The sequence below is a fragment of the Peribacillus sp. NPDC060253 genome (genome assembly GCF_042727425.1).
In the GTDB taxonomy this organism is placed as follows: Bacteria; Bacillota; Bacilli; order Bacillales; family DSM-1321; genus Peribacillus.
On sequence record NZ_JBHXAS010000183.1, the window covers coordinates 1 to 6839 of the forward strand.

Sequence of the window (6839 nt, forward strand, 5' to 3'; positions counted from 1 at the left end):
ACCATGGACACCCTTGCATTAAGCTAACCATTACTACTGCCTTCATGGTTCGGGACTCACACCCTATAGATTGCACCCATGCCGGGCGCACGAAAGAGCTGCCTTAAAGACAGCTCCGATCTTCAGCTAACTTCACCTTTATGAAGAAAAAATGGATTACTCTTCTCTTGCCTATTTATAATGAATAACATTTCAAGAATACCAATAAAAAGCATAATCAGTCATAACTGAAGAATCACCCAACTGATGTAACATAGCTGAAATATTCCCTCTATGATAGGTTCCATGATTCACAACGTGTAAGACCATTTCAGATATACTTGTTTCTCTTAATCCTGCCCATGGATTATCCAACATTATTCTCTTTTCCATATCTTCCTGTCTGTTCAAAAAGGATTTAAACCGAGATGTTAAAGTGTGAAATTCAGTTTCTAAGTCTTCAATGGGCAGTTTCTCAATCTTTTCTTGAATTTGAAATGAAGATTGCATTGCTTCATTCATACTCTGACCCTCGAGGGTATTAAGCCATCCATATTCCACCAAATAGAGATGAGATAAAACCTTTGAAACAGAAGAAAAGACACTTTTCATTTCCTTTTGATATTTCTCAGGAGAAAGTGTCTTAAGATGATCAATAATCCGTTGATTTGCCCATACATGATAGTTATATAGACTTTCTACATGATTTGCCATACAAACGCCTCCTTATCATCACGTTTTTTAATATTCTTTATCAGAATGAATTATTCCTTTAAATATTATTACTTATCTGATGAGATCTTCAATTAAATGGCCCAATTGTTGAACAAAGGTCAAAGCAATCTTCAGCTAAAGCACCCGTTAGTTCTTTAAGATATTGAGTTGTTGGTTGGAATTTCTTTATACGCCTTTGCTTCTTATTCAAAAAAGCTGCCAATTTCAAATAGTTAAAACGAACCATTATTTATCTTGTTAGTGGAATCTTAATATCATTACCAACTTCAAGAATGCAGTCCTGGCGATCCCTAACTGGAGCAAAAATCATAATATATTCATCATCTTTGCCTTCTACTTCCCCTTTACTAAAAATCGGTTCAATTTTTTCACCAGCTGATCTTAGAAATACACCGGATTTTTTATGATCAACGACATAACCGTCTTCTTCATCTACTTTCCTTGCATTAAGGAATTGATTTTCCAATTTGCTCATGACTCTATATTCCATTCCGGTTTCATCCTTCATAAGCTTAGTATCTTTTCCTGTAACTACAACTCTTGTTTCTAATGCTGAAAACTCTACCTGCTTAATCTTGTATGTTTCTTTTTCAAAAGTGAATTCTTTATTTATTTCTACGGTTTCTCTTTCTGAGATGGCAGATTGATCAAGCCTAAAACCGAGTGACCATGTCGTTTTTAAACTATCCCTGCCACTGTCATTCCAAATCGTTAAATTTTTGATTTCTAAACGAATGTCTTGGCCTTCATATTTTTTGATTGATTCAAAGGATAAGGCTTCAGCCATATTGTTTTCTTTACTATCGTAATAACTACTTCCCCATCCCACATTGTCTAACTTCTTTCGTTCATCTCCAACAATCAAGTAGATTGAACTTACACCCTCAAAAAGGGCAATGACCCGTTCCGTTAGCAAAACCGGCCTCCACCCCTTGGATAGGCATGACGAAGGAATGAAAGGGCATAGGATTATGACCCGTTGAGACATGGGAGGGAAAGCCTCCAGGGCAGCGTGGAAAATGCGTGCAGTATATGTAATAATATAGGATTTTCGATAGATCCCCTATTTCAATCTTCCCTCATCTTATCAAAACGGTCCTATCTTTTTCGTTCATCTAAAGCAACCTATACCATATGGTTTGAAATCCTGCGAATAAGCGAGTATTCGTGAGCATTATCTATTAAACTGAGGGAGTTCTATAAGAAAAGCGATTCTTATTAAAGAATCGCGCCCTTTAACGGAGGATTGTTCAACAGTATTAAGAGCCTTCTTGCCACTTAAGATATTGCATAAAAGCATTCTATTGTTTAAGTACTTTTTTTCAAAATTGAAGGTCATAAGAATGAATATGTTTTACAAATAATATATTAAAAAGTGCTCATATTCCTTTGCATTAATCTATTTCCCATTTTACATCAATGAAAAGCTCTTCCCATACGGTTTAGATTGATCTAAGAATGCCTGAACTTGGCTCTCTCCTTTTGCCACATCCAGACCAACAACTCGATTCATTATTTTACTTACTAACCAGTACCCCTAGTCCTCCATGTAGTGTCATAGCTTCGCTTGTTATACGAGATCTACGTCCCAACCAGCCTCAAACATGTTTCTACAAGTAGGGGGCGGACAGTTTAGTTCACGGGATCAAGTCCCACGCACCCGTACGTCCTACCCTAGCTACTGATATAATAGATTCTATTAAAAAAAGGTCAACCAGTAAAAACTGGCTAACCTTATAATACGAACGCACCCGTTAGTTAAATAGACTATATAACAATCCTATTTCTGTAATGCTTCTTCCACAGAAATAGGCGTGTCCCATTTTTAGTTTTTCTACTGTTGTAAATAAGTATTTTTGATGCGTTTTTTCTATTCATTCATTATAAAAGACTTTGATTTTTACATAATTAGTCACTTGGATTAATAAAAAATTTATTTCAAAAATTCTTACATTAATGTACAATAACATGTAGTTTATATTTTTGCAGAATAGTTTTAATAATAAGAAAGGGGATATGTATGGTTCTAATTGGTGTTCTTTTAATCATGATTGGCTTCGTACTTAGATTCAATTCAGCAGTTGTGGTAACTATTTCAGCACTCGTTACGGGGATGATTGCAGGTATTCCCATTACCAGTATTATTACGCAATTTGGCGAAGCATTTACAACTAACAGGTACATGTCTATTCTTATAGTCACGCTTCCCGTTATTGGGCTGCTTGAAAAAAATGGTCTCCAGCAGCAAGCTTCAAAGGTTGTATCAAAAATTAAAGCCATCACTGTTGGCCGGGTATTGACCATGTATTTATTGATCAGGGAAGTCGGAGCTGCTCTTGGTTTAAACAGCCTTGGTGGTCATCCGCAGACTGTACGTCCGCTGATTGCCCCAATGGCAGAAGGGGCTGCTCTAACAAAATATGGTAAGCTACCTGAGAAAGAGCAACAGGAAATCCGTGCACACGCTGCCGCTACCGATAATATCGGCTTGTTTTTCGGAGAAGATATTTTCGTGGCGGTTGGTGCAATTCTATTGATGAACGGATTTTTTGAACAGAACAATATCCCTGCTGACCCAATATCAATGGCGTTATGGGGAATTCCTACTGCCATCTTTGCTTTTATCGTACACGCTATTCGCCTCCGTATGTTTGATAAAAAGCTGGATAAACGTTTGGGCAGTCGTGGCCAATAATGATAAACACTCCAAAGAGAAAGTGAGCATCTATTATGATATTCTCAGTTGAAATGATTTACGTATTGATGGGCATCATTGTTCTAGGCTGCTCCCTATATATTTTCACTGATCGGACGAACAGCCGTCGGTTGACTACGGGAAGCTTTTACTTGATTTATTCAATTACATTAATGTTCGGCCAAATTATTCCGCCATTTTACATTGGGCTTATGGTTATTATTATGGTTTTAATCATTGCAGGTGGCGGGTTAAAGAAAAGCGAACATGTTGAAGAAAGCATTACTGTAAAGGAAGAGCGAAGAAAACGGCTTGGCGGCCGTCTTTTCCTACCCGCCATCTTGATTCCTATTTTAACCTTAGCTGGTTCTAAGCTGCTAGACGGTGTTAAAATTGGCGGAAAGGCTTTGCTGGATCCATCTAATGTAACGATGGTTGCTTTAGGTCTGGCGTGTTTGACTGCCATTATTTTTGCGATGGTGATGACACGCGGAACACCTACAGGGGCTGTGAAAGAATCACGTCGCCTGCTAGAATCTATTGGTTGGGCTGTATTGCTGCCACAGCTACTTGCAACATTGGGAACCATTTACACAAATGCAGGGGTTGGTACAGTCGTTTCCAAAGCTGTGACAGCAATCATTCCCGAAGGTTCGCTATTTTGGGTTGTGGTCATTTTCTGTCTCGGCATGGCTATATTCACTATGATCATGGGGAACGCCTTTGCTGCCTTCCCAGTTATGGCTGCAGGTATCGCCATTCCTTTTCTGATTAACCAATTTGACGCTAATCCAAATCATATAGCTGCCATATCTATGTTTGCGGGTTATTGTGGAACATTAATGACGCCAATGGCTGCCAACTTTAATATTGTGCCGGCAGCCTTGCTGGACTTGAAAGATAAAAACCATGTCATAAAAGTTCAAGTTCCAACAGCTTTGGCAGTATTAGCTTTCAATATCGTACTTATGTACTTACTTGTTTCATTAGGAGTATAGGAGGGATCTTCATGAAGCAAAAAGTGTTATTAACCGGGTTTGAGCCCTTTGGCGGAGAAAGAGTAAACCCTTCCTGGGAAGCAGTAAAACAGTTACATGGAGAAGTTATTGATGATGTGACTCTAGTTGCTGAACAAATTCCAACTGTATTCGGGAAATCAGTTGCAGTAATGGAGCAGCTTATCCAGCAGCATAATCCTGACATCGTTATCTGTGTAGGACAAGCCGGGGGTCGGCTTCACATCACCCCTGAACGGGTGGCAATCAATATGGATGATGCTAGAATCCCTGACAATCAGGGAAACCAGCCTATTGATGAGCCTATTGCAGACAAAGGGCCAGTAGCCTATTGGTCTACGATCCCCATCAAAAGAATTGTCGAAAACATGAAGGAAAGCAACATTCCTGCATCGGTATCCCATACCGCCGGAACATTTGTATGCAACCATATCTTCTATGGATTAATGGACTATATCACCCGAGCCTCATCAAGCATCCGGGGTGGATTTATCCATATTCCTTTCATTCCGGAGCAAACTATTAATAAAGAAGCGCCTAGTTTAAGCCTTGAGACAATTGTTAAGGGCATAAAAATAGCTGCTGTCACAGCTGCTAAATATGAATCGGATATTCATACAATAGGCGGGACGACCCATTAATTGTACCGTTTTTTTAAAATTTGACCGATTTACTTGTTTTGGTTATTATTCATGATTGGCCTCATGTTTATGATGTATTTGTCCTTTTCGCTTGCGAGCTTGGGACACTTTCATCATATCAAGAGGTCTTTTTGTGCTCAAATCTCTTTTTCATTCATTACAATAATCCCCATAATAAAAGGAGCTGCTGATCAGCTCCTGATAATGAAGTAAAGCACCTGTTAGTTCTATAAGACTTATTGCAGAGTTGACACATACTGTGTCACAAAGTATTTATATAAAATCAAAAAATAACTGCTCCTCAAAGAACAGGAGCAGAAAAAAAGATGTTATTTCACAACTTTAAGAGGAACAAGTACTTTATTAAAAAAAGACGTTTCGAGCTTGGCTAACCAACCGTTTCCGTTTTCTCCATTAGCTACTTGAGCAGCGTGCTTTTTGTGAAATTCTGCTACCCGTTTATTATGCTCTCTATGCCATTGGTGCATAGAATTATGTTTCATTCTTATTGCCTCCTTTCCGTTTAATTATATTTCTAGAAAAGTTGAATAGAAAGTGCTTTTTATTCAACTTTTGAAAGAGAGGAAATCGATAAGTTAATAAATCTAAATATGCACAGTTCGTATACACTACGCTTGTTGAACTAACCTGCCCCTAGTTCCATAAGAAAAACGGTTAAACCTTTTTCAAATCGGTACGACTTTATTGTAAATTAAACACTTATAAGAATAAAGAAAGCCTACGATCCTTGCTATTTAAGGAAGTAGGCTTTTATTACTTTTTCTTTTTATGTAGGCTATGTTAATGAATATTGTTGATATTTATTAAAGAAATGAGTAGCTTCTAATTCAAGAAGATACTCTTCTTAATCAAATTAATCTTTAACGTTATTTTTGTGTCTATTTGCTAACTTCATAGCGAAGAACTGAGGAATCAAATTCAAAAAACTAACCAAGATTAATAATTGATATGGAGTTAGTGGCTTAAAATAGCCACCCCATCGTTCGTTCCCTGTCATCTCGCTTATGAAATAAAATGAAATTATTACAGATAATATATTACCAATAATAAGAGAGATTGAATTATTAAAGAGTTTGCCGAAGAAAGCAAGAAGTGAAGTCACTACAATCATAATTAAATAGCCAAGCATTGAGCGGTTAGCAAAATCTTGGTGCATTGAAAAATAAACAAAAGGAAAACAGTATAAACAGACTATTAGAATACCAATTACTATTTTTCTTAGAACAAGCAAAATCTTATTCTTCATATATCCCCATCCCAATACCTTTGTCTATCTCGATAGTCCCCACCTCCTGTAATTCATTTAAACGACTTAAACTCTCTTCTTTATTAAAAGAACTATGCCAACGATAATCATATTGATCCAATATACGGTAATGGTTACTAATCAAATTTTGTTGCAAACGAAAATCCCCTCTATACTCGATTTCTTTCCACCATATCTTACCACCCATTGTTTTTTCTTTAGGCGTACCACCATTATTGCTAGCAATTAACTGAACAAAATCAACTGGATTGTCACCAATTGATGAGATCAACAATTGGCTATGATTAAACAAAGCACAAAATGCAACAACGGTGGTCCAATTGGCTTCTGTTCTTCTTTTTTCAATTTGAACTAGTGTTTTTTTTGAAATCCCTAGAATTTCAGACATCTTATCTTGAGAAAAACTTTGTTCTGTTCGGACAAGTTTCATTTTTTCTGATATTAAATTGATGAATTCTTCTTTTTCCATATATACTAAATACTCC

Annotated in this window: 8 protein-coding genes; 3 read left to right on the forward strand and 5 right to left on the reverse strand. The window is 37.1% G+C overall.

Annotated features, from left to right (window positions below; translation table 11 throughout):
- Positions 1-192 precede the first annotated feature (192 nt).
- The gene (locus ACFWE9_RS25220) at positions 193-693 is read right to left on the reverse strand and encodes a DinB family protein (protein ID WP_076368588.1); all 501 of its coding nucleotides are present in this window, start codon (positions 691-693) and stop codon (positions 193-195) included.
- Between the two features lie 250 nt (positions 694-943).
- On the reverse strand, positions 944-1579 hold the full coding sequence (locus ACFWE9_RS25225; RefSeq protein WP_377359388.1) for a hypothetical protein: 636 nt from the start codon (positions 1577-1579) through the stop codon (positions 944-946).
- Between the two features lie 1155 nt (positions 1580-2734).
- Between ACFWE9_RS25225 and ACFWE9_RS25230 the strand changes: the two genes are divergently transcribed.
- Genes ACFWE9_RS25230 through pcp form a run of 3 tightly spaced genes read left to right on the forward strand, consistent with a single transcriptional unit; the run spans position 2735 to position 5066 of the window.
- A complete protein-coding gene (locus ACFWE9_RS25230; protein ID WP_098178254.1) occupies positions 2735-3409 on the forward strand; it encodes a DUF969 domain-containing protein in 675 nt (224 codons plus the stop codon).
- A 35-nt stretch (positions 3410-3444) separates the two neighbouring features.
- On the forward strand, positions 3445-4407 hold the full coding sequence (locus tag ACFWE9_RS25235; RefSeq protein WP_141995143.1) for a DUF979 domain-containing protein: 963 nt from the start codon (positions 3445-3447) through the stop codon (positions 4405-4407).
- Between the two features lie 11 nt (positions 4408-4418).
- Positions 4419-5066 (forward strand): pyroglutamyl-peptidase I, encoded by a 648-nt coding sequence (pcp, locus tag ACFWE9_RS25240; RefSeq protein WP_230162659.1) that lies wholly within the window; start codon positions 4419-4421, stop codon positions 5064-5066.
- Positions 5067-5395: 329 nt separating this feature from the next.
- Here the strand turns inward: pcp and ACFWE9_RS25245 are convergent, their stop codons facing one another.
- The 3 genes from ACFWE9_RS25245 to ACFWE9_RS25255 all read right to left on the reverse strand — a co-directional run bounded on the left by ACFWE9_RS25245 (position 5396) and on the right by ACFWE9_RS25255 (position 6823).
- Positions 5396-5569, reverse strand: a complete 174-nt coding sequence (locus tag ACFWE9_RS25245) for a hypothetical protein (protein ID WP_230162657.1) — start codon at positions 5567-5569, stop codon at positions 5396-5398.
- A 371-nt stretch (positions 5570-5940) separates the two neighbouring features.
- Positions 5941-6333 carry a hypothetical protein gene (locus ACFWE9_RS25250; protein ID WP_230162655.1) on the reverse strand — a complete coding sequence of 131 codons (393 nt, stop codon included), beginning with the start codon at positions 6331-6333 and terminating at the stop codon, positions 5941-5943.
- On the reverse strand, positions 6323-6823 hold the full coding sequence (locus tag ACFWE9_RS25255) for a helix-turn-helix transcriptional regulator (RefSeq protein ID WP_230162653.1): 501 nt from the start codon (positions 6821-6823) through the stop codon (positions 6323-6325). Before ACFWE9_RS25255 ends, ACFWE9_RS25250 begins: the two co-directional genes overlap by 11 nt.
- Positions 6824-6839 lie beyond the last annotated feature (16 nt).